Source organism: Halobaculum roseum (assembly GCF_019880245.1).
In the GTDB taxonomy this organism is placed as follows: Archaea; Halobacteriota; Halobacteria; order Halobacteriales; family Haloferacaceae; genus Halobaculum; species Halobaculum roseum.
Map to the genome: position 1 here is coordinate 1035425 of NZ_CP082286.1, position 26461 is coordinate 1061885.

Here is a 26461-nt window from a genome sequence, read left to right on the forward strand (position 1 = left end):
ACCACCTCGTCGGCACGCACGTCGACCAGTTCGCTTCAGTCATCGGCGGGTACCTCCGGCCCCTGGCGGGGCAGGCCGCCGCCGAGTACGTCGCTGACGTTTTGGGTCCAGCTCGGTGGCGAAGTCCTCGTGCGAGTCGGCGACGCTGGATACCCCACGTTCGAGGACCTCGGCCTCGAACGTGGGCTCACGTTTGGACGCCATCGAAATATATAGTACTAGACACACCACATACCTGAGAACACGGTTCGGTGAAAGTGAAGTTCGGAGCGTAGAACTAACCGAAGCACTTTCATTGTAAGGATTGTAAGGATTGCACGAGCGTATGTCGAAGGCTAACAAGCGAATCCCGGTAACCGAGGAGCGGTGGCGGGAACTCAACGAGCTGAAGGAAGCGGGCGAGACGTACGACGATCTGCTCGAAGACCTCATCCAGGAACACCAACGTCACAAACTGGCCGAGAAGACCCGCGCAGTCCGTGAAGCCGACGGCGACGACCTGACCTCGCTCGATGAGTTATGAGGTCCTCCTGGCGGACGATGCACGAGAATATCTCGTCAGTTTGGACGACAAGAGCCAACGAATTCTGAAAGAGAATCTCCGGAAGTTAGCGGACGATCCGTATCCACGGCCCGGTTCAGGGTTCGGAGATACGGAAAAGTTGGTCGTCGACAGCGAGGAGATCTATCGACTCCACATCGGGCGAACTCATACGGCCTTCTATGATATTCTAGAGGACGACCAGGAGGTTCGCATCGTCGATATCATGGACATCGACGAGGCGCACAAGCGGTACGGATACTAGGCGGGTTCGAGTGAACCAGTTGGCCAGCCTACCCAGAAACTACTCCGTCGTCTCCGGGGCGTCCTCGGGTCCCGTCGCGACGGCGGGGTCGGAGCGAGCCGCGTCGAGGTTCTGCTCGCGCTCCTCGCGGATCGCCGCCACCTCGCTGGGGTGCTCGTGGTAGTACGCGAGCGCCCGGTAGACATCGGCCACGTCGAGATCGTGGCGGTCGGCGACCGCCCGGGGTTCGAGCCCGCGGCCCTCCACGCGCTCGTACACGAACAGCACGCTGATGCGCGTTCCGTCGATCCGTGGGTCGCCGCCGAGCACGTCCTCGGTTCGGACGATCCGAGGGGCGTCTCCGCCGTTCGACGAAGTCGTCTCGCTCACACTCGGTCGTTCGTCGTCATAGAGTAAAGTCTCTCCCCCGAGATATCGTCCATGTCAAAGGGGGGTTCTAGCGAGACAGGAGTTGGGAATGCGAACCCCTCGCTGAGGATGAGTTGGAGGAACTTCTGGCGGCTGCGCGACTAGTTCGGGCACCACGTCAATTACGGCGCGACTCTGCAGACCGTGACGAATCGGGTGAAGCGCGTCGCGGCGGCGACGGAGATCCGCTAGAAGATCACGCCGCACGTGCTGCGGCACACCTAAGTGACGCTTATCGCCGCGCGCGGTGCGACACCGCAGTACATTCGGCAGACGTTGGGTCAAGCTGATTTGTCGAGCGCGAACGACTACCTGCAGTACGCGGGGACGCAGTTGGACGCTAAGGCGGGGGAATTGTGATGAGTTGCTCGATTTAAGTATACTTGGTTTATTAATCGGAATCAGATCCCGGCTATAAGAACTCACGATGCCTCTCATCGGTGTTTTCTTCTAAACGGTCTCGATGAGGGCCATCCATTCGCTGACTATCAACTGCCTCTATTTGAGTGCCATATTCCATCGATGCCTCCAATAATGTTCTTCCTTTGATGGGTAAAGCGAGGTCCGCAAATTCTTGAGAATAGGGCTCTTCATCAATATCTTCGTAATGAATAGTCATTTTGAGTCGAAGCCATTCTTTCCCAGCCTCGGCCAACTGCCCGGTTGCATGAACAAACGCTGCGGGCACATCATCATGATCACCCTGATATTCTCGGCGTGAACGAATGTAGAGTGCGCTTGTCAAGCTGAATACCTCCTCAGAGGTCTCTGGCTTTATGTAACAATTCGGACTTCGAACTGCGGGTCCACTTCCCGCACCTTCCTTTCTCGGAACCCATCTAGTTGGTCTGGTATAGATGTCTTCTTCAGGTGCCGACTTCCAGTCTAATACCGGCTCCAGTTCAATCTCAACATTTCTCGCAGCCCCTTTACCCACGTTGCTAAGAATGATGCAAAAATCATCATGTTCACCGGTCCCGATGTGGTCAATTTCCAGTAGCGGTTTATGTTGTAATTGTTGAAGTTCATTTTGATTTTCCATTAATTTTCTTTGAGTGTTCTGGATTGATGCCTGTTTATCATACAATAACACCAAAAGAGCGGATAGAATAATCGATCCGACTGCTCCCAACACTTGAGCGATTTCGGGAAGATTATATGGGGATGATATTTCGATCATATTTGTGATCATACTATATTCTAAATATGAAAATGTCGACAAACAGAGAATACATACCACAGATGCAATCAATAGAGACTTTCTAATTCCAATTATTGAATTTTCAGTTTCGTGTCTTTCATTCATTCAATGGCTAAATGGCGTGTGACATGACTTCAGTTTGTGGATTGAAACTCAAACGTAGAAAGGCTCAGAACTTGGTGGATGTAACCACGTTTCCACTCGAGACAGATACCGAGGGCAGGTACTTGCTCGGGTCTTCCATCACCCGAACCCCGCGTACCAACCCGGACGAATCCGCCCACTCAGCCGAATCCCCGGAACGGGCCGACGGTGATCAGCGTCCAACTCACCAGCGAAAGCGAGCAGTCCCCGCGACGAAATGACCCACTCGTGCACAAATCCCTCACACTTCCCCCTGCTAAATAAACTCAACTACGCCCGATCCAATCCCCCTCACTCATGCGCCTCGGGCGGCGCAACCCGCTCCATCGCGGCCTCGAAGTCGCTCATTGTCACCGACAGCGCGTCGGCGTGGTCGTTCGCCTCCTCGCCGAACTCGTCGGCGACGCGCTCGACCGCCCGCATCGTCGCCTCCCGCACGACCGCCGTGAGTTCCGCGCCGGAGTATCCCTCGGTGTGGTCGGCCACGCTCTCCAGGTCCACGTCCTCGGCAAGCGGCGTGCGCTCGGTGTGGACCGCGAGGATCTTCCGGCGCCCCTCCACGTCCGGCAGGGGCACCTCGACGTGGCTCTCCAGGCGGCCGGGGCGCACGAGGGCGTCGTCGAGCGCCTCCCGGCGGTTCGTCGCCGCGATGACCGCGAGGTTCGGGTTGCTGCTGGCGCGGTCCAGCTCGGTGAGCAGCTGCGAGACGACGCGCTCGCCGACGCCCGAGGAGTCGCCCATGCCGTCGCGGTCGGTCGCGATGGCGTCGATCTCGTCGAAGAAGATGATACTGGGCGCCGCCTGTCTGGCGCGCTCGAACACCTCCCGCACCGCCTTCTCGGACTCGCCGACGTAGCGGTCGAGCAGCTCCGGGCCGGCCACCTCGATGAAGTTCACCTCCGACTCGCCGGCGATGGCGCGCGCGAGCAGCGTCTTCCCGGTCCCGGGCGGGCCGTACAGCAGGACCCCCGTCGGGGGGTCGGCGCCGGCGGCGTCGAACAGCGGCGCGTACGTGAGCGGCCAGGTGACCGCGCGTTCGAGCGTCTTCTTCGCCTCCGTCAGCCCGCCCACGTCGTCGAAGGTCGTGTCGGGCTGTTCGGCGACGTACTCGCGCATGGCGGAGGGCTCGACCGCCGCCAGCGCCGACTCGAAGTCCGCCCGGGTCACCTCCACGGTCGCGAGGTCGACCTCGCTGTCGGCGTGGCGGGCGCGCCGCAGCGCGGTCAGCGCCGCCTCTGTCGTCAGCGAGTCGATGTCGGCGCCGACGAAGCCGTAGGTCCGCGCGGCGAGGCGGGCGACCTCCACGTCGTCGGCGAGCGGCATCCGACGGGTGTGCACCTCCAGGATCTCGCGGCGGCCGGCCTCGCCCGGCACGCCGATCTCGATCTCGCGGTCGAAGCGCCCCCCACGCCGGAGGGCGGGGTCGATCGAGTCGACGCGGTTGGTCGCGCCGATGACGATCACGTCCTCGCGGGCGTCGAGCCCGTCCATCAGCGAGAGCAGTTGGCCCACGATCCGATTTTCCATGTCGCCGCCGTCCTCGCGCTGGCCGGCGATGGAGTCGATCTCGTCGAAGAAGATTATCGCCGGCGCCGACTCGTCGGCCTCCGCGAAGATCTCCCGGAGCTTCTCCTCGCTTTCGCCCTTGTACTTCGAGGTGATCTCCGGGCCGGACACCGAGATGAACGTGGCGTCGACCTCGTTGGCGACGGCCTTCGCGATCAGCGTCTTCCCGGTCCCCGGCGGCCCGTGCAGGAGAACGCCCTTCGGGGGGTCGATGCCGAGGCGGGCGAACACCTCCGGCTCAGACAGCGGGAGCTCGATCGTCTCGCGCACCAGATCGAGCTCGTCGTCGAGCCCGCCGATGTCCTCGTAGGTGACGCCGCCGGCGGGCGGCGCCGACCCCGGGTCGCCGGGGGCGGGGGACCCCGCGCCGTCGCCTCCGCCCGCGCCGGCGTCGGCCCTGTCGCGTCGGTCGCGCGTCGGCAGATCCAGCGACGCGCCCGTGCCGGACGTGGAAGTGTTCACGCCGTCGTCCGCCCCGTCGCCATCCTCGCCCCCGTCGGCGTCGGCGGCGTCGCCGGCGCCCGTTTCACCGGGGTCGCGCCGTTCGACGACGACCCTCGTGCCGTCGTGGATCTTCACCGGGCCCTCGGGACGGGTCGCGCGGACGACGAACACGTTGCCGCCGAGATGCGGGATCCGCACCTGCTCGCCCGCGCTGACGGGGCGGCCGTCGAGGTCGCGCTTGGCCGCCCGCGCCAGCGTCGCGTCGTCTATGTCGACGCCGTCGAGCGCCGCGGGCGCCGTCAGCGTGACGGCGTCGGCCTCGCCGACGCGCTCCTTGTGGACGCGCACGCGCTCGCCGATCTTGGCGCCGGCGTTGGCGCGGGTCTCGCCGTCGACGAGGATCTCGCCGTCCTCGGCGCCGGTCCCCGCGGGCCACACCTTCGCCGCGGTCTCGCGCTCGCCGGCGATCACGACCGTCTCCCCGGACAACACGCCGAGTCGGCTCATCGTCGCGTCGGACAGGCGCGCGATGCCGCGGCCGGCGTCGCGCTTGGCCGCGCCGCGGACCGTCAGCGCGACCTCCTCGTCGTCGCTCATGTCACCGGGTTTGGAGGGCGGGGGCTTACCGCTTTCCACGTCCGGTCCGTCGACGGTCCGCCACCGCGACGGTCCGCCCGGGGAGAACCGCACCCGAACGGTCATGCCTCCGGCGACGGAACGGGCGGCCGTGTTCGCCGCGCCCTCCTGTCCGAACTGCGGGAGCGAGTTCCTCGTGACCCGGGTTCGAACGCACGGGTATCCGAGACGGACCGACGGGAGCGTGAAGCGGTTCTACCGCTGCTTCCGGTGTTTCTTCAAGTTCTCCGGGGACGACGTGGTCGACCGTGAGTGACGGAGCGGTCGCGAGTCACTGCCGGACGGCACGCCAGGTCCACGATCGTCGCAGCGGCCGGCGCGCCGCGGTCGACGCGGCGACGGTCGCGATCGGACGCCCCCTCGCCCTCGTCGGTGTGCCCGTCCGCTCGCCCGGATGCGACGTCAGTGGACGACCGTCACCGGGACCGGCGAGTTCTGGACGATGCTCCTCGCGACGTTGCCGACGAACAGCCGCTCGGCCACGCCCCCCGTGTGGGACCCGATCACGACCACGTCGACCCCCTCGGCCAGCCTGACGATCTCCTTGGCGGGGCTCCCGTACCCCACCTCGGTCGCGACCGTCGCGTCGTACTCCGCGGCGATCTCCTTTGCCCGCGAGAAGAGGTCGTCCGCGGCGTCCTCCCCAGCCTGCTCGGCGTCCTCCTCGAGGGCCAGGCTCGCGGCCGCCCCCATCATGCCGGACGGTTCGCCCACGACGTGGAGGACGATGATCTCCGCCTCCGGGTGAGCCTCGAGCGCGTGTCTGAGCGCCCGCTCGGCCGTCTCGGACTCGTCCATCGGGACGAGGACGCGTTCGATCATACGTCCACTACTGTCGCGCTGGGGATAAACGTCGGGACGGTCGAGCGCGGACTCGAACCACGAGTGTTCCGATACGGCTGAATTCCGCGTTCGTCCGCCGACCGCACGAGTCATCGGACCGACGGCGACGCCCCCGGCGCCCCGGGCTACTCGACGTTCAAGTCCGACGCCGCCAACAGTTTCGAGATCGTCTCCTCGGCCGGTTCGCCCGGGTTGACGCGGCGGGCGTACCAGCGCAGGGCCGTCGCCAACGTGTCCGTCGGATCGCCCGACGCGACCCGGAGAGTGTCGGTCTCCCCGCCAGCCGCGACCGCGAGCGCGAAGCCGTGTGACGCCGAGAGCGCGCCGAGTTCGTCCGCCACCGCCTCCAGCGGGTCGCCGGCTGCGTCCCGATCCGGCGGAGACGGCGCCGACGAGGCTGTCGGATCGGGGTCGTCCACGTCCGCTTGCCCGTCGGCCCGCCCGTCGGCACCGGCCCATCCGTCGGCGCCGACCTCCCTGTCGTGTCGCTCGCCGTCGGGGACCTCGTCGCGGAGGTCGTCGTGTCGCCCTCCGCCGGTGGAGATGACGTACCGCCCGTCGTCGGTCTCGTCGACGCCGTCGCGGCCGCGGATGTCGAGGTCGTCCGGGTCCACCACGCCGTCGCGGCCGACCGGCGGACGGCCGTCCGCGCCGTCGTCGTCTCCCGAGTCGTCGCCGGCTTCGTCCCCGGCGTCGTCGACGCGGACGACGTCCCGGACCGGCTCCTCCTCGGCGTCAGCCGGATCCGGGTCGGAGCCATCTGCGTCGCTCATCGTGGTTCGGTTCCCGAGGGGGGTGTATGAACGCACCGCCGCGGTTCTCAGGGGTGAGAGCGGCGCGGCTGGGAGGGGAGCCAGCGCGGTGGCGGGGGAGACGCGAGCGCGGCGGCGGGGGGACGCGAGCATGGCGGAGGAGGGGACGAGCGCGTCGATTCGAGCCCGTGTGAACCCGCGACGGTGGACCACCGACTTGATGTACTCCCGCCGGTTCACACCGAACATGGACGACAGCGACATCTCGGACCAGTACACGCCGGAGGCGGTGGAGGCCGCCGTCTCCGAGCGCTGGGACGAGACGGACGCCTACGAGACGGCGAAGGAGGCGCACGCCGACGACCCGTCGTTCTTCTTCGTCGACGGCCCGCCGTACACGACCGGCCAGATGCACCTGGGGACGGCCTGGAACAAGACCCTCAAGGACACCGTCATCCGCTACACTCGGATGCAGGGGCACGACGTGACCGACCGCCCCGGCTACGACATGCACGGGCTCCCCATCGAGACGAAAGTCGAGCAGGAGCTCGGCTTCGACACCAAACAGGACATCGAGGAGTTCGGCATGGAGAACTTCATCGAGGAGTGCCGGGAGTTCGCCGTCCGCAACCGCGAGAACATGGACGAGGACTTCCAGTCCATCGGCGCCTGGATGGACTGGGACGACCCCTACCAGACCATCGAGCCGGAGTACATGGAGGCCGCCTGGTGGGCGCTCCAGCGGGTTCACGACCGCGGGCTCGTCGAGCAGGGCAAACGCTCCATCTCCCAGTGCCCGCGATGTGAGACCGCCATCGCCAACAACGAGGTCGAGTACGAGGAGATCGAGTCGCCCTCGATCTACGTGAAGTTCCCCCTCCGCGACCGCGAGGGGAGCCTCGTCATCTGGACGACGACGCCGTGGACCATCCCCGCGAACACCTTCATCGCGGTCGGGAGCGACCTCACCTACCAGGAGGTCGAGGCGACGAAGGGAGGAGAAACGGAGAGGCTGTTCCTCGCGGAGTCTACCGTCGAGGACGCCCTCCGGCGCGGCCGCTACGACGACTACGAGGTCGTCGCCGAGTACGGCGGCGAGGAGCTGGTGGGCTGGACGTACGACCACCCGCTCGCCGAGGAGGTGCCCGAGCATCCGAGCTTCGAGGGCGCCGGCGAGGTGTACACCGCCGACTACGTCGAGGCCGACCGCACCGGGCTGGTCCACTCCGCCCCCGGCCACGGCCAGGAGGACTTCGAGCGCGGCGAGGAGCTGGGCCTGGAGGCCTTCTGCCCCGTCGGCGGCGACGGCGTCTACACCGACGCCGGCGGCGACTACGCGGGCCAGTTCGTCCGCGACGCCAACGACGACATCATCGCGGACCTGGAGGAGAAGGGCCTGCTGCTGGCGTCGGAGACGCACGAACACAGCTACGGGCACTGCTGGCGGTGTGACACGCCCATCGTCTTCCTCGCGACCGACCAGTGGTTCATCCGCATCACCGAGATCAAAGACGAGCTGCTGGACAACATCGACGACGCCGAGTGGCACCCCCACTCCGCCCGCGAGGGCCGCTTCCGCAACTTCGTCGAGGAGGCGCCCGACTGGAACGTCTCCCGGCAGCGCTACTGGGGCATCCCCCTCCCCATCTGGGTGCCCGAGGACGCCGAGACGTACGACGCCGACGAGCTGATCGTGATCGGCACGCGCGAGGAGCTCGCCGAGCGCGTCGACCAGGAGGTCGACCCCGAGACCATCGACCTCCACCGCCCCTCGGTCGACGACCTGACCATCACCGAGGACGGCACCGCCTACGAGCGCGTGCCGGACGTGTTCGACGTGTGGTTCGACTCCTCGGTCGCCAGCCTCGGCACCATCGGCTACCCGAGCGACGAGGCGGACTTCGAGGAGCTGTGGCCCGCCGACCTCATCATCGAGGCGCACGACCAGACCCGCGGGTGGTTCTGGTCGCAACTGGGCATGGGCACCGCCGCCCTCGGCGAGTCCCCGTACGACGAGGTGCTGATGCACGGGTTCACGACGATGGGCGACGGCTCGAAGATGTCCAAGTCGAAGGGGAACATCGTCGAGCCCGAGGAGGCCATCGACGCGGCCGGGCGCGACCCGCTGCGGTGTTACCTCCTCAGCCACGAGCAGCAGGAGAAGAACCTCGCGTTCGAGTGGGACGGCCTCCACGAGATGCAGTCCACCCTGAACATCCTCTGGAACGTCTTCCGGTTCCCGCTGCCGTACATGCGGCTGGACGGCTACGACCCGGCAGACCCCGACCTCGACGCAGCCGAGCTCGAGGTCGTCGACGAGTGGGTCCTCTCTCGCCTGCAGACCGTGAAAGCCGAGATGGACGCCGCGTGGGACGACTACGAGGTCGACGACGCGCTCAACGCCCTCCTCGACTTCGTCACGGGCGACGTGTCGCGCTTCTACGTGAAGGCCATCCGCGAGCGCATGTGGGAGGACGAGGACTCCGCCAGCAAGCGCGCCGCCTACGACACGATGGCGACCGTGCTCGGCGAGGTGACCCGGCTGCTGGCCCCGTACGCCCCGTACCTCACCGAGCGGATGTACCAGCACCTCGACGGCGAGGCGACGACTGTCCACCAGCTCGACTATCCCGAGGTCGACGAGGACCTGCGTGACGAGCAACTCGAAACCGACATGGCCGTCCTCCGCGACGTGGAGGAGGCCGCCGCGAACGCCCGCCAGCGCGCCGAGCGCAAGCTCCGCTGGCCGGTCACCCGCGTCGTCGTCGAGAGCGGCGAGGAGGCGACGCGCGCGTCGGTGTCGAACCTCCGCGACCTGCTCGCCGACCGCGTGAACAGCCGGTCGGTCGAGGTGGTCGACTCCTACGGCGAACTCGTCGAGGTCGCCGAACCCGAGATGTCGAAGCTCGGCCCCGCCTTCGGCGGCGACGCACAGGAGGTCATGGGAGCCATTCAGGGCGCGACGCGTGCGGACCTGGAGGCGAGCGGGCGGCTCGCGGTCGAGGTCGACGGCGAGGTGTACGAGCTGGACGAGGAGATGGTGACGTTCCACTCGCAGGCGCCCGAGGGCGTCGTGAGCGCGGAGTTCGACTCGGGGACGGTGTACGTCGACACCGAACTCACCGAGGACGTGGAGTCCGAGGGGTACGCCCGCGACGTGGTCCGCCGGATCCAGGAGATGCGCAAGGAACTCGACCTCGACGTCGACGAGCGCATCCGCGTCTCGCTGGACGTCGCCGACGACCGCGTCGCCGGCTTCGTCGAGGAGCACCGCGAGTACGTCGCCGAGGAGACCCGCGCCGACGCGTTCGTGGACAGGGACGAGGCCGACTTCGACCTCGTCGAGGAGTGGACCGTGGAGGGCGTCCCGGTGACGATCGGCGTCGCGCGGGTGGGGGCGGAAACCCCCGCCGGGGAGTGAGGCGAGCCGACGGAGTCGGCTCGGGCGGTCGGCGGAGCGGTCCTGTGCCGCTCCGCCCACGGACACAGCGTCGCCGAGCGTGGCGAGGCGACGGGTAACGGCGGAGCGGTCCTGGGCCGCTCCGCTCACGGACACGCCGCTCATAAACACGGCGTCGCCTCCGAACACCGCGAGATCCCCGAGCGGCGAGATCGCCGTCTCTAACCGTCCGCGACAACGAACCCACCGACGAGCGGTTGTGTCGTCCGCGACCGCGTCACCCATCCCTTCGAAAACGGCCATGGCCGGTCGCCGAGCCCACGCGCCGGCGACCGACGGGCCGCACGTCGAGAGCGAACTGGAACGGAACCCGTCTCCCGTGCCGCCAGTGCGGAGCCACCCGCCGCGGCGGCGCCCGTACTTCTCGGTGGGGCCACCTCAACGTCCGCGACGCTTCCCGGTGATCTGGAACGCCCGTGACCGGTCGGCCCGTCCCCGACGACCGGACCGATAGGTTCATTTGAACACTTTCTCAATCGTTCGTATGGCTACGACCGACCGGCTCGAACGCCTCATCGCCGACGAGGTGGGCGAGTGCTGCGCGGCCGACGTGGACGACCGGCTCGACGACCTGCACGCGCTGGCCGAGCGCGCCCGCGTCGCCGACGGCGGGGAGGCGGCCGAGCTCGACGCGCTGTCGGCGCTCGGCAGCGACACGCGCTACCGGCTGGCGCGCCTGCTCGCCGCGGCCGACGGCGAGTTGTGCGTCTGCGAGCTTGAGCCGCTGGTCGAGGTGAGCTCCTCGGCGGTCAGTCACGCGCTATCGACGCTGACCGACGCCGGCCTGCTCGTCCGACGCAAGGAGGGCAAGTGGCGCTACTACGACACCACCGAACGCGCGGAGGCGCTGTTGGACGCGCTCGACGCGACCCGCGGGGTGGACGAATGAGCGACGAGGTCGGTCCCGGGGGTGCGGAGGACGCCGGCGACGCCGACGGTGCGGGCGACGACCCCGTCCGCCTCGCGTTCGTCTGCGTGCAGAACGCCGGGCGCTCGCAGATGTCGTACGCCTTCGCCGAGCGCGAGGTCGAGCGCCGCGGGCTCGGCCACCGCGTGGAACTGCTGACCGGCGGGACCCACCCCGCCGATCACGTCCACGAGGAGGTCGTCGACGCGATGGCCGAGGTCGGGAGCGACGTGTCCGACCGGACCCCGCGGGCGGTGACCGACGACGAGCTGAACGACTGCGACTACGTCGCGACGATGGGCTGCTCGACGCTGTCGCTGGCAGAGGGTGTCGAGGCGCGCGACTGGGCGCTCGCTGACCCCGACGGCAAGTCGCCCGAGGAGGTGGCGGCGATCCGCGACGAGATCGAATCGCTGGTCGTCGCGCTGTTCGACGAGGCGTTCGGAACCCGCGAGGGCGACGAGGACGACGGCGGTGTCGGTCGGTGAGCGGCGAGCCGGCCGGGGCCCACGAGCACGGGCCGAACTGCGGCTGTGACGCCTGCGGCGACCCGCGCTCGATGGACTTCCTCGACAAGTACCTCACCGTCTGGATCGTCGGGGCGATGGCGGTCGGTGTCGGCCTCGGGTACGTCGCGCCGTCGGTGACACGGCCGATTCGTGACCTCCACCTCGTCGAGATCGGCTTGATCGCGATGATGTACCCGCCGCTGGCGAAGGCGGACTACTCGCGGCTGCGGACCGTCTTCGGCAACTGGCGCGTGCTCGGCCTGAGCCTCGTGCAGAACTGGCTCATCGGGCCGACGCTGATGTTCGGGCTCGCGGTCGTGTTCTTCGGCGGCGTCGTTCCGGGGCTGCCCGCCCGCCCGGAGTACTTCCTCGGGCTGGTGTTCATCGGGATGGCCCGGTGTATCGCGATGGTGCTCGTGTGGAACGAGCTCGCGGACGGCTCGACCGAGTACGTCACCGGACTGGTCGCGTTCAACAGCCTGTTCCAGATCCTCACCTACGGGGTGTACGTCTGGTTCTTCGCGCTCGTACTCCCGCCACTGCTCGGGATGGAGTCGCTCGTCGCCGGGATCACGACGTTCGACATCGCGCCCATGCAGGTGTTCGAGGCGATCGTCGTGTTCCTCGGGATCCCGTTCGCCGCGGGCTTCCTGAGTCGATACGTCGGCACCCAAGTGAAGAGCGAGGCGTGGTACGAGGACGAGTTCGTGCCGCGCGTGGACCCGCTGACGCTCGTCGCGCTGCTGTTCACGGTGGTCGTGATGTTCGCGACGCAGGGCGGCAACATCGTCGCGGCGCCCGGCGACGTGCTGTTGATCGCGGTGCCGCTCACGATCTACTTCGTCGTGATGTTCCTCGTCAGCTTCGGGATGGGGCGCGGCGTCGGCGCGGACTACTCGACGACGACCGCGATCGGCTTCACCGCCGCCTCGAACAACTTCGAACTCGCGATCGCCGTCGCCGTGGCGGTGTTCGGCGTCGGCTCCGGCGTCGCGTTCGCGACCGTCGTGGGGCCGCTCATCGAGGTCCCGGTGCTGCTCGCGCTGGTCAGCGTCGCGCTGTACTTCCAGCGGCGCTTCGATTGGACGGGCCGCGACGACGGCCGCGGGACGACGACCCCCGCCGAGTCGCCGGGCGACGACTGACGGGGCGAGCGCCCCCGGATCCCGGGGCGTCGACCCTCGCAGACCCGCCACCCCCTCGCCGGACCGTACTCAGATCTCCACGTCGGTGTCGACCAAGGCCGCCTCCAGCACCTGCAACGGGTGATCGATCTCGTAGCCGGTGCCGTGCTCCATCTGCATCGAGCAGGTGGGGCACTCGGTCATCCCGGTCTCGCCCGCGGCGTGCTCCATGTGCTCGAACATCTCCTCGCCGATCTCCATCGAGTACTCGTACTTCTCCTCCTTCCAGCCGTAGGTCCCCGAGATCCCCGAGCAGGAGTCGCCCACGTCCGCCACGTCGACGCCGTCGAGGTGGCGGAACAGCTCCACCGCCTGCCGGTCGAGCCCCTGGTTGCGGGAGTGACACGGTGCGTGGTACGCGAAGTCGGGGATGTCGTGGTCGGCGGCGTCGACCTCGCTCAGGGGGTCGATGACGTTCTCGTTGATGAGGAGGTACTCCAGCGCGTCGTAGGTGTTGGCCGCGACCGTCTCGGTGCCCTCGAAGTCGAACAGCTCGGGGTACTCCTGCCGCAGCGCCATCGAGCAGGAGGTGCAGGAGGCGACCACGTCGTACCCCTGCTCGATGGCGTCGCCGAGGCTCTCGACGTTGACGGCGGCCGAGCGGCGCGCGTCGTCGAGCATCCCGTTGGCGAACATCGGCGTGCCCGAGCAGCGCTGGTCCGGCACGAGGATCTCGTAGCCGAACGCCTCGTAGACGCGGACGAGCGCCTTCGCCACCTCGACGGTGTTGTAGTTGGCGTAGTCGCCGTGGAAGTACGCGATCCGCTTCTCGTCGCTCTCGACGTTCGGGCCGCCGCGCTGCTTCCACCAGCTCCGGAACGTCTGGTCGGCGAACTCCGGGAAGTCGCGCTCGGCGGTGATCCCCAGCACCCTCTCGTTGAGTTTCTGGACCAGCGAGTTGCCCATGATCGCGTTCGTCAGCCGGGGCACCTTCGAGCCGATGCCGGCGAGGGTGCCGTAGTTGGCGAGGATGCGGTTGCGGAGGTACTCCCGCGAGAGCTTCGTCATCTGGTTGTCGACGTACTCCCCGCGGGCGGTGTTGTGCATCTGCGACAGCGGCACGTCGGAGGGACACGCCCCGTCACAGCGCATGCAGTTGGAACAGCCGGTGATCGAGTCGTCGATTTCGGTGTCCTCCTTGCGCTTGAGCCGCCACTGCTCGGGGCCCTGGAACTTCGGCCCCGGGAAGGAATCGTCGACCTCCGCGACCGGACAGGAGGTGTCACAGGAGGTGCACTTGTAACAGGAGTCGGCGCCCGGCCGCAGGTCCATCTCGGTCCCCGCGAACACGTCCACCGGCTCGAAGTCGTCGCCGGACTCGGTCGCGGTGCCGCCGTCCGTGGCTGTGCCGTCCGCGACCGCGCCGTCCGGGGCGCCCGCGGTTCCGCCGTCGGTCGCCGGCTCCTCCCCGCCGGCCGCTGTGGGTGATTCCGTCGCGTCGCCGCCGCCGCAGCCGCAGTCGTCGTGTGTGTCGTTCGTGTCGTGCATGTGGGTTACACCTCCTCCGCCGCGGTTCGGCCCGCGACGAGTCCCGTGGCGAGCGAAACGCCGCTCGCCGACTTCTCGCGGGCCACGTCCGCCCCGCCGACGACCCCGCCGGCGGCCGTCAGGTTCCCGAACTCGGGCGCCCGGTCCGCGTCGAGGGGTCGCCCGCGACCGTCGATCCGGACGCCGAAGCGCGCGAACGCGTGGTCCGCGAACGCGCCCCCCTCGGACCACTCCATGCGGTCGTCCGGCTGCGGGACGTGGCAGCCGAACACCGCCTCGGTCGCGCGTTCGCGATCCGAGCCCAGCCCCTTCCCGACGAGCCCGCCCGTCGCGAGGACGAACTGCTCGGCCGCGTAGGGTATCCTCGCGCCGTTCCGGTCGATGAACACGCGGTCGATCCGGTCGTCGCCGGCGCCGTCCTCCTCGGTTTCGAAGTCGACGACCGGCGTCCCCGTCGTCATCGAGACGCCGGCGTCGTCGAGCGCCTCGAACAGCCGGTCCGACAGTCTGATCCCCGGGAGGCTCGGCGGTCCCGTCGGGACCTCGAACACCTCGACGCCGAGGCGCTCGGAGAGGTCCGCGCGAACCTCCTCGACGTGCGAATCGCCCAGGATCGCCGGAAATCCGACGCGCTCATCGTCGTCCAGGTGGGGGCGCACGCGGTCGGCGAGGCGCTGGCGGGTCGTTCGATCTCCTCCGGCGTCCTCGTCTCTCTCCAGCGCGTGCGCCAACCGCGTCACCGCAGCATCGGCGCGATACTCGCCGGGGAACGCGACCGTGACGCCGTCCACGTCGAACGGGACGCCCGCCGCCGAGAGGCGCTCGGCCGCGAGCGGCGCGTCGAAGTCCGTCGCGGCCTCGAAGCCCACGAGGAGCGTCGAGCGCTCGTCGCTGACGAGCCCCGGCGCCATGCTCCGCGGGTACCGGGCCGTCGGCTTGGCGCGCCCCGAGGTGGTCGCCACGAGCGCGTTGCGGTCGGTGTGGCCCCCGCGGTACAGGTCGCCGACGGCGTCGTCGAACAGGCCGAGCCCCTTTCGGAGCGCGTCGGCGCCGACCAGTCGGTACGGGTGGTCGGCGGGGAGGTCGTCGACCCCCGCGAAGGGGTCCGCGAGCGGGCCGGCTGCCGCGTCGGCGCCAGCACCGCCGCCCTCGGCCCCCCGATCCGCGTCGGCGACGGGGTAGCCGAGCGCGTCGATCAGCCCGCTCGCCTGCCGGAGCGTGCTCTCGTTGGCGGAGATCAGGTGGACGTGCGCGCCCCCGCGGGCCGCCGACAGCGCCGCCGTCGCGCCGGCGAGACCGCCGCCGACGACGACCACGTCCGACTCAATCGCCACCCGCGTCACCCCCGCGGTCGCGGGTGGACACGCCGCCGTCGGCGGCAGCCGGCCCGGGTTCGTCGTCAGTGCCGCCGGCGTCGTTCGCGTCGTCGGCGCCGCCGGAGTCGCCCGTCCCGTCCGCCGATTCGTCCGCGCCGGCGTCGAACGCCGAGAAGTCCTCGGGCGCTGCGCCGTCGCGGTTGAACGTCGTCGCGTGCAGCAGATGGTTGAGCATCGCCTGCGAGAGCTGTTCGCCCCACAGCGCGTGGCGCTGCCCCTTCCAGCGCTCCTGCCACAGTTCGTCGAGGGCGGCGTCGACGGTCGGTCGGTCGAACGCCTCGTCGGCATCGTGGAGCTCGTTCGCCATCCGGTGGGCGCAGAAGCCGCCCTGACAGTTGCCCATCGACGCGCGGGTCCGCAGGCGGACCGCGTTCAGGTCCGACCCCGAGCCGTCGATGGCGTCCCGGAGTTCCGCGCGGGTGACGGCCTCGCACTGGCAGACGACCGGGTTCGGCTCGTCGGTGTCGAGCACCTCGTCGGCGCGTGATCCGAGCCGCTGGACGCTCCGGCGGCCGATCGGCGAGCGCAGGCCGAACTCGTCCATGTAGTCGCGCAGTACGGAGAAGTCCTCGCTGCCGGGCAGGGGTCGGTCCGCCGTGGTGCACTCGGCGTCGACGCCGAGGAGGTCACAGACGTGGTCGGAGATCTGCTCGGCCATCAGCCGGTAGGTGGTGAACTTCCCGCCGACGATGGAGGTCATCCCCGGCAGGTCGTCGCGCTCGTCGTGATCCAGCAGGAAGAAGTCGCGCGTGATGTCGGTCGGATCCTCGGTGCCGGTGCCCGGCGGCTCGTACAGCGGGCGCACGCCCCAGTACGAGCGGATGGTCCGCGCGTCGGCGAGCATCGGGACGAGCTTCGACAGCTCCTCGATCATGAGGTCGACCTCCCACGCCTCCTCCGGGTAGTCCTCGGGGTCGTCGACCTCCTCGTCGGTCGTCCCGAGGATGCAGGTCGTCTCGTGGGGGACGACGATGTCGGCGTCGCCCTTGGGCTTGCAGCGGTTTATCACCGTGTCGACCTCGCGGACGTTCATCACCGTCATCACGCCCTTACTCGGGCGCACCTCCACGTCGACGCCGGCCATGTCGCCGACGCGGCCCGCCCACGCGCCCGTCGCGTTGACCACGTGGTCGGCGTAGATCTCCTCGGTGCCACCCTCGCGACCGTGGATCCGGTTCCCCGACCCCGATTCGTGGGTCACCTCGCACCCGACGACCTCGCCGTCCTCGACGAGCACGTCGGTGACCGGCGAGTGCGTCTCGATGCGCGCGCCGTGGGCCTCGGCGTCGGCGGCGTTCGCGACACACAGGCGGAACGGGTCGACCGCGCCGTCGGGCACCCGGATCGCTCTGTCGATGTCGCCCGCGAGGAACGGCTCGACCTCCCGAGCCTCCTCGGCGGTGAGCACCTCCGCGGGGATGCCGCAGTCGCGACACCCCGCCAGCTTCTCCTCGAAGTACTCCTCGGTGTCCTCCGGGCGCTTGACGAACAGTCCCCCAGTCATCTCCACACAGTGGCTCGCGATGTCGCGCAGCACCCGGTTCTCCTCGATACACTCGCGCGCGCTGGCCTGGTCGGAAACGGCGTACCGGCCGCCGCTGTGGAGCAGGCCGTGCATCCGCCCCGTCGTTCCGTGCGTGAGGTTGCCCTGCTCGACGAGCGTCACGTCGACCCCGCGGGTGGCGAGATCGCGGGCCACCCCGCAGCCGGTCGACCCGCCGCCGATCACGAGCACCTCGGTTCGTTCGCTCATCGGATATCCTCGTTATCACGTGTCACGGCGGCGCCGGGTATTACGTTATCGGTTACCCGGCAGTGATCGTAGAATACGTCGAACGGGAGGTCAGGCGGACGAGTCCTCGTTCCAGCGACGCGCGAGCCGCCGGAACGCCAGCGTCGGGAACCGCGGGTCGACCCGGCTCGGGGGCCTCCCCGGGCCGCCGGAGTCGTCGACCCTGACGCGCTCGACGACGCCGGTCTCGGCGAGCTCGTAGAGGAACCGCTCGACGGTGGCCGCCGTCAGGTCGATGCGGTCGGCGATCCGCGCGGCGCACTCGCCCACGGGAGCGCGTTCCTCCGGCGGGAGGTCGACGAGACACGCGAGCGTCCGAACCCGGTTCTCCGGGAGCGCGAGCACCCGTCCAAGCGGAACGCACGGCCACGGCACGGCCGCCATCCCCGCCTCCACGTCGGCGTCGTCGACGACGGGATCGCCGTCCCCGGAGGCGGCCTCGACGGCGCCCAACAGCGCCGAGAGCGCGACGCCGGCGTCGCCCTCGGCCCACTCCGCGAGCCGCCGGATCGCCGAGTGTGCGAGCGCGCCCTGTCCGAGCCCGGCGTCGGCCCGCGCCGCGAGCACGTCCGTGAGCGTCGCGCGGGAGTACGCCTCCACGTCGACGACGACGGCGTCGTCGGGGACGCCGACCGCGTCGGGGTCGGCCCGGCCGACCGCGAGCCACGCGAACGCGCCGGCGACGCCGTCGAGCCGCTCGGCGACCGTCGCCACGTCGACCGTCTCGGGTTCGCCGACGTGGTCGGCGACGACCACCACCGGGCCGGCGCCGCGGACGCGACGCTCCAGTCGCTCGTGGAGCTCGTCGGTGCCGACGCCGCGGCGCGGGACCGACTCCGCGACGAGCGCGTCGAGCACGGCGTGGGAGAACTCGAACGCCGAGTCCGCCGTCCGCAGGTCGACGTAGACGAACGAGACGCCGGGCGCGCTCCCCCCGCGGGTCGTGGTGAAGACGGCGTCGCTCGGCGGCGACAGCGACGCCGACAGCCGATCGGCGAGCGCGGTCGCCACGGCGGATTTCCCGGCCCCGCCCGGCCCGTGGAGGTACCCGTCGGGCGGCGCCCGGCCGTCGAAAACAGGATCGAAGTGATCGAGCAACCGCTCGATGAGCGGCCCCCGGCCGATCGGCTCCTCGCGGTGCCAGACCGGGCTCAGTTGCTGCTCGTCGAGCACGAGCCGGCGGCGGTCGCCGGTGCGTTGACGCCGTGCGATCCGATCCTCGATGTCCATGGTCGGTCGATGCGGTAGGTAGTGGCGGTATGCGGGGCGGGGTTCTAATGCGACCGGTTCTCGGTCGGCGGCTCCCCCGTTTGTTTACTACTGCTACCCGTGCGTCAGTAACGTTTATAATCGTTCACTATACATCTATCGGTATCGGCGTCTCGTCCGAGCGGGACTCCGGACGGAGGACACGCACACATGCCAGACACGTACGTCGGCGCGATCGATCAGGGAACGACAGGGACGCGATTCATGGTGTTCGACCACGCCGGGCAGGTGGTCGCCAACGCGTACGAGAAACACGAGCAGATCTATCCGGAGCCGGGGTGGGTCGAACACGACCCGACGGAGATCTGGGAGAACACGACGACGGTCGTCACGAGGGGGCTCGCCGACGCCGGGCTGGAGGCGAGCCAACTGGAGGCGATCGGCATCACGAACCAGCGCGAGACGACCGTCGTGTGGGACGCCGACAGCGGCCGTCCCGTCCACAACGCGCTCGTGTGGCAGGACCGCCGCACCACCGACCGCGTCGAGGAGTTACAGGCGGAGGACAAGGTCGAGTGGATCCGCGGCAAGACCGGCCTCGAGGCCGACGCGTACTTCTCGGCGACGAAGACCGAGTGGATCCTCGACAACGCCGAGCCGCTGAAGCTCCAGTCCTCCCGCGGCGGCGGGCTCCGCGAGCGCGCCGAGGCGGGGGAGCTGCTGATGGGAACGATCGACAGCTGGCTCATCTACAACCTGACGGGCAACCACATCACGGACGTGACGAACGCCTCGCGGACGATGCTGTACGACATCCGCGAGCTGGAGTGGGACGACGAGCTGCTCGCGGAGTTCGACGTTCCCGAGTCGATGGTGCCTGAGGTTCGTCCGTCCTCCGACGAGGAGTACTACGGGTACACCGACCCCGACGGCTTCCTCGGCGCCGAGGTCCCCGTGGCGGGGGCGCTCGGCGACCAGCAGGCCGCGATGTTCGGCCAGACGTGCTTCGACGAGGGCGACGCGAAGAACACCTACGGCACCGGGTCGTTCTACCTGATGAACACCGGCACCGAGGCCGTCGAGTCCGACCACGGCCTGCTCACGACGATCGGGTTCCAGCTGTCGGACGAGCCCGTCCGGTACGCGCTGGAGGGGTCGATCTTCGTCACCGGCGCCGCCATCGAGTGGCTGGAGGACGTGGACCTCATCAACAACGCCGCACAGACCGCGGAGCTCGCCCGGTCGGTCGACTCCACCGACGGCGTCTACATGGTCCCCGCGTTCACGGGACTCGGCGCCCCCCACTGGGACGGCCGGGCCCGGGGCACCATCGTCGGGATGACCCGCGGGACACGAAAGGAGCACATCGTCCGGGCGACCCTGGAGGCGATCGCCTACCAGACGCGCGACGTGGCCGAGGCGATGGAGGCCGACTCCGGCGTCGAGACCACCTCGCTGCGCGTCGACGGCGGCGCCGTCAAGAACGACTTCCTGTGTCAGCTCCAGTCGGACATCATCCAGACGGAGATCGCCCGCCCCGAGGTCGACGAGACCACCGCGCTGGGGTCGGCGTACGCCGCCGGACTCGCGGTCGGCTACTGGGACTCGGTCGACGATCTGCGGCAGAACTGGCAGGTCGACCGGGAGTTCACCCCCGAGATGGACGACGCCGACGCCGACGCGATGTACGACCGGTGGGGGGACGCCGTCGAACGGTCGCTGAACTGGGCCACGGAGGACTGATCGCGGATGTACGACCTGCTGCTTCAGGTGCCGCTGATCGGAACGGAGTGGGAGACGTTCCTGCTCCTGTTCATCACCGCCCTCGCGGGCGGCGCCTTCGGCGCCGCGCTGGGCGCGCTGCCGGCGTTCGTCTTCACCGGGTTCGTCGTCTTCCTCGGCGAGGGACTGGCGATCCTCCAGCGCGAGATCGGGACGCTGCCGGGGATCAACGGCGGCGAACTCGCCGCCGGCGTGACGGGCGTGATCGGCTTCGGCGCGGTGACGGGGCCGCACATCGCCTTCGCGGGCGGCGTCGCCGCCTCCGCGTACGCGGGCAAGAAGTACCCCGAGATGGAGCCCGACGGCTGGGACTACCACTTCGGGAAGAACATCCTGTACGCCTTCGGCACGAAACCCGACATCCTCGCCGTCGGCGCCGTCTTCGGCCTCCTGGGGATGCTGATCAACCAGGTCGGCGCAGCGATCGGCACGCCGACGGACACGATCGCGTTGTCGGTCGTCCTCACGGCGCTGATCGCCCGCGTCGCGTTCGGCTACCCGCTCGTCGGGAAGGCGGCCGGCGGGAGCCTGCTCGACATGTCGCCGTTCGAGCGCGAGGAGCCGAGGACCGTCGCCGACGGCGGGGAGGTTCCGGAGGAACACGCCGGTCGCCTCGCGACCGAGCCGTGGCTCCCCCATCAGTACAAGTGGGCCGGCGTCGCGACGATCGGCCTGGTCGGCGGGATCCTCGGCGGCTATATCTGGATCCGAACGGGGAGCATCTTCCTCGGGTACGCCATCTCGGCGATGAGCCTGCTGTTCCTCAACCTCGGCGTCGAGAAGATCCCCGTCACCCACCACATCACGCTCATCGGCGCCGTCGGCGCGGTCGTCGTCGCCCCCGTCGCCGGGAGCGTCGTCGCACTGCTCGCGGCGGGCGCCTTCGGCGTCTTCAGCGGGCTGCTCGGCGAGGTGACCCAGCGGGTCATGTACGCCCACTCGGGTACCCACGTCGACCCGCCCGCGATGGCGATCGCCGTGGCGATGCTCGTCGTCGCGGTGCTGGCGTTCCTCGGCGTGCTTCCCAACGCCGGCTACCTCTGAGCCGGCGCGACGGCTCCCGGTCGACGCCGGTCGGGACCGTTCGGGCCGACGCCGGTCGGACCGGCGCGCGGTCGAGTCGCGGCGGTCGTACCGCCGCCGAACTTATCCCCGCGAGCGACTACCCCTCCGTCGATGAAGGTCGCACTCGTCACCGTCGGCGACGAACTGCTCGCGGGCGACACGGTGAACACCAACGCCTCGTGGCTCGGCGAGCGGCTGACGGGCCGCGGCGTCGCCGTCGAGCGCGTGACGACCGTCCCCGACCGCGTCGACGACATCGCGGGCGTTGTTCGCGAGTATCGCGACGCCTACGACGCGGTGGTGGTCACCGGCGGCGTCGGCCCGACCCACGACGACGTGACGATGGACGGCGTCGCCGCCGCCGTCGGCGTCGACCTCGCCCCCAGCGACGAGGCGCTCGCGTACCTCACCGAGCACGGCGGCTACGCGGCCGACGACCTCACCGAGGGGACTACCCACCTCCCGGCGGGGGCGCGCGTCATCCACAACGAGGAGGGCGTCGCGCCCGGCTGTGTGATCGACTCGGTCTACGTGCTCCCGGGCGTCCCCACCGAGATGAAGGCGATGTTCGAGTCGGTCGCCGAGGAGTTCGCCGGCGACGAGCCACACACCGCGACCGTCGAGACGCCCGAGCCCGAGTCGCGCCTGCTCGACCGGCTCTCGGCGGTCCGCGAGCGATACGACGTGGCGGTCGGCTCCTACCCCGGCGAGACGGTGCGCGTGAAGTTCACGGGCACCGACGAGGCGCACGTCGCCGACGCCGCCGACTGGTTCCGCGAGCGTGTGGAGACCGCGGAGTCGACGCCGGCGGCCGAGGACTGACCCGAACGACGGCGCGGTCGCTCGGCGGAACAAACGCGACGGGATCGCAGTCCCCGACTCAGCGGTAGAGGTACGCGAGCCAGACGACGACGGCCAGCACGCTCGCGATCAGCACGACCGCCGCGGTGGGCGTCGTCGGCAGCGCGACCTCCGAGCCGGACTCGGCGACGAGCGGAAGCGGATTCATGCGCGGGAGTGGGACCGAACGGCGTATAAACGTGTATATCCCGGGCGACGGCGTCGGGATATCGAGCGCCGGCCGCGAGACGAGCCGGGGCCGGACGGGACCGAACGGACCGAGACAGAGGTCAGTCCTCGGTCGCCGGCGGGGTCGTCGCGGGGTCGTAGCTATCGGCGATCCCGTCGAGCGCCCCGTGGTGCCTGGTCGTGTGTGGCGCCGTCAGCGGCGACACGGAGATCCGGCCCTCGACGACCGCGCGCCGGTCGGTGCCGACGGGATCGGGGATGTCGCCCGACTGCATGCGGTCCCAGGTACGGTCGACCAGGTCCACGTGGTCGCCGTCGCGCTCGGCGGTCATGTCGTACAGCGTCGACGGCCGCGTGACCTCCATCCCGGTCGCGCGGCCCTCGGGGGTCCACGGCGCGTTCACGTTCAGGTAGTCCGCCTCGTCGAAGACGCCGGCGTCCGGGGCGACCTCGGCGAGATAGCGCGTGACGGCCGCCGCCTCCTCGTAGTCCTCGACGTCGGATGCCTTCCGTCGCCACTCGTCGCCGCTGCCGCCGGGGACGTACAGCGAGACGGCCATCGCGGGCACGCCGAAGAACGCCGCCTCGACGGCCGCCGAGACGGTGCCCGAGCGCCCGAGCACGTACGCGCCGATGTTGGCGCCCTTGTTGCAGCCGGCGACGACCATGTCGGCGTCGGGACACAGCGACTCCAGCCCGGCGACGGCGCAGTCGGCCGGGGTGCCCTCGATGGCGTAGCCGAGCTCGTGTTCGCGGACCGCGACGCGCCTGGAGAGCTTCCGCCCGACGGCCGACTGGTCGTCCGCGGGCGCGACCGCGACGACCTCGCCGACCGCCGAGAGGGCGTCATGGAGGGCGCGGAACCCGGGGCTCTCGATGCCGTCGTCGTTCGTCAGGAGGAACGTCGGGGCGTCGCTGGCGCTCATTGTCCGCGGGTCGGTCGGGGCCGACAAAAGCACGCCGCCTCAGACGATCGGGTCGTCGCCCGTCGACGCGTCCCCGCCATCGGTCGGTGCGTCCCAGTCGGGCGATCCGTCCCCGTCGTCGGCGCCGAACCCGGATCCGCCGCCGCGGCCGCCGGGCAGCGGGAGGGCGGCCTCGTGGGCGGCGCTGGTGAGGACGATCACGTCGCCGACGCCCCGGACGAGCCGGAACGGGACGCGCACGCCCGCGGCGCCGCTCGGCAGGCCGCCCACGGTTCCCTCGTCGACGTCCGACAGCGCGAGCGCGACGGGGGCGTCCGCCTCCAGGTCGACGAGCACGTCGATCACTCGGCCGACGCGCGCGCCGTCCGCCGTGAACACCTCCTTGCTCGCGAGGTCCGTCACGGGCGTGGTGTCGGATGGCATGACGGTCCGACCTTCGCAGCCTGTCACTTAACGTCTTCTCAGATACGGCTGGGGCGACGGGTCCTCCGCGTCGCCGTCGGGGCGGCCGCGAGGACCGTTCGTCGGTACACGGGGTCGGGTACGAATTCGGGGGCGTAGATCCCTCGGCGACCGCGACGTGTCGCCGACTCCGTGGCGACACCGACGACGGCACCGCGAGCCGGCGAGTCGCCGGCGACCGCAACGGCGACCGCGACGCCGACGCGGACCGCAACGCACAGGGGCCCCGCGCGACAGTCGCCGGTATGGGACTCGGAAGCACGGCCAAGAAACTCCAGAAAGTCGCCGACATGGCCGAGAAGCTGTACGCGAAGGTGAACGAGATCCGCCAGCAGGTCGAGTCCGTGCGGGGCTCGGTCGAGGAGACGGAGTCGCGAGTGGGCGCGCTCGAACACGAACTCGCCGAGCAGCGCGCGCTCGTCGAGGCGCTCGCGGAGGAGCAGGGCGTCGACGTGGACGCGGTGCTCGAGGCGGTCGAAGCCGAGAGCGAGGGCGACGGCGACTCGGCCGGGGACGGAAGCGAGGGCGACTCGGCCGACAGCGCCGGCGACGGAGCCTCCGCCGACGACGGGACCGACGGCGACGGAACCGACGATACCTGACCACAACTCACCACAACTGACGACGACCGATAGCCCGGTCCGTCGCTCCGTCGCGACCGACCGACCGACCGACCCTGGCGACGAGCGGATAGAAAGATACGTGACCGTCGGCAAGAATTGCGACGCATGACCACCCATCGCGACCCCCTCGACTCCGTGTTGGAGACGGTCGGGGAGACGCCGCTCGTCCGGGTGCACGCCGCGCCCGAGGCGGTGCCGGTGTACGCGAAGCTCGAGTCGTTCAACCCCGGCGCGTCGGTGAAGGACCGCATCGGGGCGTACATGCTCGAACGGATGCTGGAGGAGGGGACGATCTCCCCGGGCGGGACCGTCATCGAGCCGACCGCGGGCAACACGGGCATCGGTTTCGCCGTCGCGGCCGGGCAGCTCGACGTGAATGCGGTGTTCGTCGTCCCCGAGCGATTCAGCGTCGAGAAGCAGCAGCTCATGCGCGCGCTCGGCGCGGAGGTGGTCAACACGCCCAGCGAGGACGGCATGGGACGCGCCATCGAGCGCGCCCACGAGCTCGCCGAGGAGCTCGACGACGCGGTCGTTCCCCAGCAGTTCTCGAACCCGCTGAACGCCGAGGCCCACTACGCGACGACCGCGCCCGAGGTGTTCGACGCGCTCGACGGCGAGGTCGGCGCGATCGTCGCGGGCATGGGCACCGGCGGGACGCTGATGGGGATGGCCGACTACGCCCGCGACCGGGGCTCGGACGCACGGATCGTCGGCGTCCAGCCCGAGGGGTCGACCTACGGCGACCTGTTCGGCGAGGACGCCGAGGAGGGCGAGTACAAGACCGAGGGGATCGGCACCCACGACGTGAGCACCAACGAGCTCGTCGACCCGGAGAAGCTGGACGACCTGAAGACGATCTCCGACCGCGCGGTCCACGAGGAGATGGCCCGGCTGGCCCGCGAGGAGGGCCAGTTGGTCGCCTCCAGCGCGGCCGCGAACTCGCTGGCGGCGATCGAGGTCGCCGAGGAGATCCGCGACGGCGACGTGGACGCGCCCCACGACACGGTCGTCACGGTGTTCGCCGACTCCAGCGAGCGGTACCTCTCGAAGGGCGTCTACCGCGAGTTCGAGGAGTGGACCGGCTGACCGGGTGAACGAGGCGATCAGTCGCGCCGCGCCAGGTCGCGTTCGAGCAGCCGGACGTTGCGGCGGTTGAGCTTCACGACCGCATCGAGCGCGTCGCCGACGATCGGGACGGAGCCGACGAGCAGGTCGATCCCGACGTACAGCAGCATCCGCACGAGGAGTCGCTTGCGGGCGCCGAGCCGGAACGCGTCCCAGACGACAAGCAGCGCGAGCAGCGTCGCCAGGAGGTCGCCGACGACGGGGATCACGCCCGCGAGCGCGTCGACGCCGACGCGGTAGCCGACGACGGGCAGTCGGATCGCGTCGTCGAGGAGATGCGCCACGCGTCTGGCGCGCCGGAGTCGGCGAACGTCGGCGGGGGACGACGCCAGCGACTCCGCGGGGCGATCCGCGAGCGCGGCGCCCGCGTCCCCGTCGGCTGCCTCGGGAGCCATCAGAGCTTGGACTCGGCGTCGTCGGCGAGCTCCTCCATGCGCTTGCCGACGCGGCCGGCGTTGGAGAACTCGTCCTCGGACATCGCCGACGCGAGGGCGTTCCCGAGCACGAAGACGGCGTGTTTGTGCTCGCTCTTTGACTTGTGGACGTGCGAGGGGTCGACGCTCAGTTCGTGATACGGCTCGAACAGTGACTCGTCGACCTCCTCACGCTCGGAGAAGTGCTCCATGATCGTGACCATCTGCTCGTGGAGTTCGAGGAGTTCGTCCTTGTGCATGCGCGTCGATTGGCTACTCTGTGAGTTAAGCGTTGTTCGTGGGGTAGTCGC

26 protein-coding genes are annotated in these 26461 nt (G+C 69.3%); 12 read left to right on the plus strand and 14 right to left on the minus strand.

The genetic code is table 11. The features are described 5' to 3' along the window. Positions 1 to 325 precede the first annotated feature (325 nt). Together K6T36_RS05260 and K6T36_RS05265 are read left to right on the plus strand one after the other, a co-directional pair. Complete coding sequence (locus K6T36_RS05260) at positions 326 to 523, plus strand: hypothetical protein (RefSeq protein ID WP_222922914.1); 198 nt, start codon at positions 326 to 328, stop codon at positions 521 to 523. Beyond that, the gene (locus K6T36_RS05265) at positions 513 to 806 is read left to right on the plus strand and encodes a type II toxin-antitoxin system RelE family toxin (protein ID WP_222922915.1); all 294 of its coding nucleotides are present in this window, start codon (positions 513 to 515) and stop codon (positions 804 to 806) included. Before K6T36_RS05260 ends, K6T36_RS05265 begins: the two co-directional genes overlap by 11 nt. A gap of 39 nt (positions 807 to 845) precedes the next feature. On the opposite strand, the gene K6T36_RS05270 is transcribed toward K6T36_RS05265, so the two are convergent. The 3 genes from K6T36_RS05270 to K6T36_RS05280 form a co-directional block, all read right to left on the minus strand. Next, a complete protein-coding gene (locus tag K6T36_RS05270; protein WP_222922916.1) occupies positions 846 to 1175 on the minus strand; it encodes a DUF433 domain-containing protein in 330 nt (109 codons plus the stop codon). A gap of 451 nt (positions 1176 to 1626) precedes the next feature. Beyond that, entirely contained in the window at positions 1627 to 2394 is a 768-nt protein-coding gene (locus K6T36_RS05275) for a hypothetical protein (protein WP_222922917.1), read from the minus strand. A 456-nt stretch (positions 2395 to 2850) separates the two neighbouring features. Next, complete coding sequence (locus tag K6T36_RS05280) at positions 2851 to 5166, minus strand: AAA family ATPase (RefSeq protein ID WP_222922918.1); 2316 nt, start codon at positions 5164 to 5166, stop codon at positions 2851 to 2853. Between the two features lie 130 nt (positions 5167 to 5296). Between K6T36_RS05280 and K6T36_RS05285 the strand changes: the two genes are divergently transcribed. Beyond that, positions 5297 to 5461, plus strand: coding sequence for a hypothetical protein (locus tag K6T36_RS05285; protein ID WP_222922919.1), 165 nt, complete (start codon positions 5297 to 5299; stop codon positions 5459 to 5461). A gap of 146 nt (positions 5462 to 5607) precedes the next feature. On the opposite strand, the gene K6T36_RS05290 is transcribed toward K6T36_RS05285, so the two are convergent. Together K6T36_RS05290 and K6T36_RS05295 are read right to left on the minus strand one after the other, a co-directional pair. Then, a complete protein-coding gene (locus K6T36_RS05290; RefSeq protein ID WP_222922920.1) occupies positions 5608 to 6027 on the minus strand; it encodes a universal stress protein in 420 nt (139 codons plus the stop codon). Positions 6028 to 6173: 146 nt separating this feature from the next. Beyond that, positions 6174 to 6821, minus strand: a complete 648-nt coding sequence (locus K6T36_RS05295) for a DUF7500 family protein (RefSeq protein WP_222922921.1) — start codon at positions 6819 to 6821, stop codon at positions 6174 to 6176. Between the two features lie 226 nt (positions 6822 to 7047). Here K6T36_RS05295 and ileS point away from each other — a divergent pair, with 226 nt between their 5' ends. The 4 genes from ileS to arsB all read left to right on the plus strand — a co-directional run bounded on the left by ileS (position 7048) and on the right by arsB (position 12821). After that, positions 7048 to 10221, plus strand: coding sequence for an isoleucine--tRNA ligase (gene ileS, locus K6T36_RS05300; RefSeq protein WP_222922922.1), 3174 nt, complete (start codon positions 7048 to 7050; stop codon positions 10219 to 10221). Positions 10222 to 10744: 523 nt separating this feature from the next. Next, complete coding sequence (locus K6T36_RS05305; protein WP_222922923.1) at positions 10745 to 11149, plus strand: ArsR/SmtB family transcription factor; 405 nt, start codon at positions 10745 to 10747, stop codon at positions 11147 to 11149. Beyond that, entirely contained in the window at positions 11146 to 11655 is a 510-nt protein-coding gene (locus K6T36_RS05310) for a low molecular weight phosphatase family protein (protein ID WP_222922924.1), read from the plus strand. Before K6T36_RS05305 ends, K6T36_RS05310 begins: the two co-directional genes overlap by 4 nt. Continuing rightward, positions 11652 to 12821, plus strand: a complete 1170-nt coding sequence (arsB, locus tag K6T36_RS05315; protein ID WP_303651471.1) for an ACR3 family arsenite efflux transporter — start codon at positions 11652 to 11654, stop codon at positions 12819 to 12821. Before K6T36_RS05310 ends, arsB begins: the two co-directional genes overlap by 4 nt. A 69-nt stretch (positions 12822 to 12890) precedes the next feature. On the opposite strand, the gene K6T36_RS05320 is transcribed toward arsB, so the two are convergent. The 4 genes from K6T36_RS05320 to K6T36_RS05335 all read right to left on the minus strand — a co-directional run bounded on the left by K6T36_RS05320 (position 12891) and on the right by K6T36_RS05335 (position 18746). After that, on the minus strand, positions 12891 to 14132 hold the full coding sequence (locus tag K6T36_RS05320) for an anaerobic glycerol-3-phosphate dehydrogenase subunit C (protein WP_225935214.1): 1242 nt from the start codon (positions 14130 to 14132) through the stop codon (positions 12891 to 12893). A gap of 221 nt (positions 14133 to 14353) precedes the next feature. Then, positions 14354 to 15682, minus strand: coding sequence for a glycerol-3-phosphate dehydrogenase subunit GlpB (gene glpB, locus K6T36_RS05325; RefSeq protein WP_222922926.1), 1329 nt, complete (start codon positions 15680 to 15682; stop codon positions 14354 to 14356). After that, positions 15672 to 17477, minus strand: coding sequence for an anaerobic glycerol-3-phosphate dehydrogenase subunit GlpA (gene glpA, locus K6T36_RS05330; RefSeq protein ID WP_222922927.1), 1806 nt, complete (start codon positions 17475 to 17477; stop codon positions 15672 to 15674). The genes glpB and glpA overlap by 11 nt, the downstream gene beginning before the upstream one ends. 90 nt (positions 17478 to 17567) lie before the next feature. Next, entirely contained in the window at positions 17568 to 18746 is a 1179-nt protein-coding gene (locus K6T36_RS05335) for a Cdc6/Cdc18 family protein (RefSeq protein ID WP_222922928.1), read from the minus strand. 189 nt (positions 18747 to 18935) lie between these two features. Between K6T36_RS05335 and glpK the strand changes: the two genes are divergently transcribed. The 3 genes from glpK to K6T36_RS05350 all read left to right on the plus strand — a co-directional run bounded on the left by glpK (position 18936) and on the right by K6T36_RS05350 (position 22394). Beyond that, the gene (gene glpK, locus K6T36_RS05340) at positions 18936 to 20468 is read left to right on the plus strand and encodes a glycerol kinase GlpK (RefSeq protein WP_222922929.1); all 1533 of its coding nucleotides are present in this window, start codon (positions 18936 to 18938) and stop codon (positions 20466 to 20468) included. A 6-nt stretch (positions 20469 to 20474) separates the two neighbouring features. Next, positions 20475 to 21551, plus strand: a complete 1077-nt coding sequence (locus K6T36_RS05345) for a DUF7973 family transport facilitator (RefSeq protein WP_222922930.1) — start codon at positions 20475 to 20477, stop codon at positions 21549 to 21551. A gap of 132 nt (positions 21552 to 21683) precedes the next feature. Next, positions 21684 to 22394, plus strand: coding sequence for a competence/damage-inducible protein A (locus K6T36_RS05350; protein ID WP_222922931.1), 711 nt, complete (start codon positions 21684 to 21686; stop codon positions 22392 to 22394). Between the two features lie 58 nt (positions 22395 to 22452). On the opposite strand, the gene K6T36_RS19050 is transcribed toward K6T36_RS05350, so the two are convergent. The 3 genes from K6T36_RS19050 to K6T36_RS05360 all read right to left on the minus strand — a co-directional run bounded on the left by K6T36_RS19050 (position 22453) and on the right by K6T36_RS05360 (position 23950). Beyond that, on the minus strand, positions 22453 to 22581 hold the full coding sequence (locus K6T36_RS19050; RefSeq protein ID WP_264084013.1) for a hypothetical protein: 129 nt from the start codon (positions 22579 to 22581) through the stop codon (positions 22453 to 22455). Positions 22582 to 22702: 121 nt separating this feature from the next. Then, positions 22703 to 23527: a 5'/3'-nucleotidase SurE gene (gene surE / locus K6T36_RS05355; RefSeq protein ID WP_222922932.1), complete on the minus strand. Its 825-nt coding sequence runs from the start codon at positions 23525 to 23527 to the stop codon at positions 22703 to 22705. 39 nt (positions 23528 to 23566) lie between these two features. Further along, positions 23567 to 23950 carry a PRC-barrel domain-containing protein gene (locus K6T36_RS05360; protein ID WP_222922933.1) on the minus strand — a complete coding sequence of 128 codons (384 nt, stop codon included), beginning with the start codon at positions 23948 to 23950 and terminating at the stop codon, positions 23567 to 23569. Positions 23951 to 24234: 284 nt separating this feature from the next. Here K6T36_RS05360 and K6T36_RS05365 point away from each other — a divergent pair, with 284 nt between their 5' ends. Together K6T36_RS05365 and K6T36_RS05370 are read left to right on the plus strand one after the other, a co-directional pair. Next, on the plus strand, positions 24235 to 24591 hold the full coding sequence (locus K6T36_RS05365; protein ID WP_222922934.1) for a DUF5798 family protein: 357 nt from the start codon (positions 24235 to 24237) through the stop codon (positions 24589 to 24591). A gap of 126 nt (positions 24592 to 24717) precedes the next feature. After that, positions 24718 to 25698, plus strand: coding sequence for a PLP-dependent cysteine synthase family protein (locus K6T36_RS05370; RefSeq protein ID WP_222922935.1), 981 nt, complete (start codon positions 24718 to 24720; stop codon positions 25696 to 25698). 17 nt (positions 25699 to 25715) lie between these two features. On the opposite strand, the gene K6T36_RS05375 is transcribed toward K6T36_RS05370, so the two are convergent. Next, positions 25716 to 26132, minus strand: a complete 417-nt coding sequence (locus K6T36_RS05375; RefSeq protein ID WP_222922936.1) for a DUF4112 domain-containing protein — start codon at positions 26130 to 26132, stop codon at positions 25716 to 25718. Then, positions 26132 to 26410, minus strand: coding sequence for a UPF0058 family protein (locus K6T36_RS05380; RefSeq protein ID WP_222608423.1), 279 nt, complete (start codon positions 26408 to 26410; stop codon positions 26132 to 26134). Before K6T36_RS05380 ends, K6T36_RS05375 begins: the two co-directional genes overlap by 1 nt. Between the last annotated feature and the right edge of the window lie 51 nt (positions 26411 to 26461).